Source organism: Micrococcus sp. HSID17227, from assembly GCF_003989405.1.
In the GTDB taxonomy this organism is placed as follows: domain Bacteria; phylum Actinomycetota; class Actinomycetes; order Actinomycetales; family Micrococcaceae; genus Micrococcus; species Micrococcus luteus.
In genome coordinates, this window is record NZ_RBLN01000292.1 from 1 (window position 1) to 2,435 (window position 2,435).

Consider the following 2,435-nt stretch of genomic DNA (forward strand, 5'->3'; position numbering starts at 1 on the left):
GCCGCGGCCACGGCCCGGTGCACGGCGTTCGGGCCCAGGCCGAGCCAGCCGGCCAACTCCCGCTCGTAGCCCGGGCGCAGGACGGCGTCCTTGATCCCCGCCACGATCGGCGCCGCGTGGCGCAGGGCGCCGGCGCGGCCCTCCACGGTGTTCAGGTCGTAGTCCTTCAGCCCCGCCCGGATCGCGAATTCGAAGAGCGGCCGCCGCGAGGCGATGAGCGCGCGCACGGCCTCGTCGCCCTTCTGCATGCGCAGGTCGCACGGGTCCATGCCGCTGGGCTCCACGGCCACGAACGTCTTGGCGAGGAACCGGTGGTCCTCGTCGAACGCCTTGAGGGCGGCCTTCTGCCCGGCCTCGTCGCCGTCGAAGGTGAAGATCACCTCGCCGCCCGTGCCGTCGTCGGAGATCAGGCGGCGGGCCACCTTGATGTGGTCCGCGCCGAACGCGGTGCCGCACGTGGCCACGGCCGTGCCGACGCCGGCCAGGTGGGCCGCCATCACGTCCGTGTAGCCCTCGACGAGCACCAGCTGGCGTTCCTTGGCGATCGTGCGCTTGGCCAGGTCGATGCCGTAGAGCACCTGGGACTTCTTGTAGAGCGGCGTCTCGGGGGTGTTCAGGTACTTGGGGCCGGGATCGTCGTCGTAGAGCTTGCGGGCGCCGAAGCCGATGGTCGCGCCGGTCATGTCCCGGATGGGCCAGAGCAGGCGGCCGCGGAACCGGTCGTACAGGCCGCGCTGTCCCTCGGACACCAGCCCGGAGGCGCGCAGCTCCTCGTCCCGGAAGCCGCGCTGCCGGAGGTGGTCCAGCAGATGCGACCACCCCTGCGGGGCGTACCCGAGGCCGAACTGCACCGCGTGCTCCTGCGTGAACCCGCGCTGGGTGAGGAAGTCGCGGGCGGCCTGGGCCTCGGGCGAGCCGAGGGCCCGACGGAAGAACTCGTCCGCCACCTTGTTCGCCTCGAACAGGCGACGACGGCGCCCCGTCTCCGCCTTGTCCGGGCCGGTGCCGCCGTCCTCGTAGTGCAGCTCCACCCCCACCCGGGACGCCAGTCGCTCCACGGTCTCCATGAACGTGGTGTGTTCAAGTTCCATGAGGAAGCTGATGACGTCCCCGTGCGCGCCGCATCCGAAGCAGTGATAGGTGCCCACGCCGGGGCGCACGTGGAACGACGGCGTCCGCTCGTCGTGGAACGGGCACAGCCCCTTGAACGAGCCCACGCCCGCCGAGCGCAGGGTGACGAACTCCTCCACCACGGCCTTCAGGTCCGTGCGCTCGCGGACGAGGTCGATGTCCTTGCGCACGATCAGTCCAGCCATGCGGACCATTCTAGGGACGGGGCGGGGCGGTCAGCCCCGAGCGGAACCGCCCTGCGTGGATGGCTCGGTCTCCGCTGCGGCCTGTGCAGGACCGGTCCCTGCCGCGCGGGACGCTTCGGTCCGCGCCGCGTCCACTCCCTCGGACGCGGGGCGCCCGGTGGCGGGGTCGATGACGGGCAGTGCGCCGGTGGCCGCCTCGACCAGCGGATGGAACAGCGCGGCCGACGCCAGGCCGCCGTGACGGCGGCGCGCCGAGGACACGAACGAGAGGCTCATGTCGCCCACCATAGCCACCCGGGACCGTGATTCCGGTCACGGTAAGGCAACATTCTGGGCGGTCAGGTCACGGTTCGACCCGCGCCCGCCCCCGCGGACTGCCCGTGCAGCGGCAGCAGCCGGGGCACCAGGCGGACGAGGCTCACCATCGCCCCGAGCTCCACGAGCGTCTGCGTCACCACCACGAGCGGGGCCGGGTCCAGGCTCGCCGGCAGGGCCAACGCCAGCGGCAGCACGACCAGGGAGTTCCGCGTCGCGCCCGAGGACACGAGCGCTCGTCCTGCGGGCACATCGAGGCGCGCCCACCGCGCAGCCACCACACCGAGGGCCACCATCACGACGGCGAACGCCACGAACAGGGGCACGACGGCGGCCAGCGCGGGCAGCCGTTCCCCCACCCCGCGGATCTGCGAGGCGACCACCGTGAACAGCGTGACGACCATGAGCGGGACCATCGCCACCGTGAACCCGCGCACCACCCCGGCCGCCGTGTCCCGCACCCCACCGCGGCCGCGCACCGCACCCCACTGGAGCAGCGCCGCGAGCGCGAGCGGCACCAGAATCAGCATGACCAGAGCACGGACGAAGGGCCCGACGTCGACCGCGGCCACCGCCGCCCCGCCCGCGAGTGCGGTGAACGCGATGACGTAGTCCACGCACGGGGCCAGCAGCACGAGGAGCACGCCCACGAGCAGCGCGTCGTCGTGGGCCACGAACCGGCTCAGCCCGAACACCACCGCCGGCACCACCACGAAGTTCAGGACCAGCAGTGCCCCGAGGAACCTGCCGTCCCGCAGCCCCGCGCCCAGCGCGGCGAACGGCACCGCCAGGAACGCAGGGGCA

Annotated in this window: 3 protein-coding genes; all 3 read right to left on the reverse strand. The window is 72.8% G+C overall.

The window, feature by feature from the left end:
* Window positions 1-1,316 (reverse strand): DNA primase (dnaG, locus tag D8M29_RS10910; protein WP_127445971.1); only part of this gene is annotated, 1,316 nt, incomplete at its 3' end.
* A gap of 30 nt (window positions 1,317-1,346) precedes the next feature.
* Entirely contained in the window at window positions 1,347-1,592 is a 246-nt protein-coding gene (locus tag D8M29_RS10915) for a hypothetical protein (protein ID WP_060974141.1), read from the reverse strand.
* Window positions 1,593-1,654: 62 nt separating this feature from the next.
* Window positions 1,655-2,422, reverse strand: a complete 768-nt coding sequence (locus D8M29_RS10920; protein WP_238693394.1) for a bile acid:sodium symporter — start codon at window positions 2,420-2,422, stop codon at window positions 1,655-1,657.
* Window positions 2,423-2,435 lie beyond the last annotated feature (13 nt).

Coding starts and splice junctions, on each gene's coding strand:
- D8M29_RS10915 (WP_060974141.1), bottom strand. CDS start 1,592: ATGAGCCTCTCGTTCGTGTCCTCGGCGCGCCGCCGTCACGGCGGCCTG.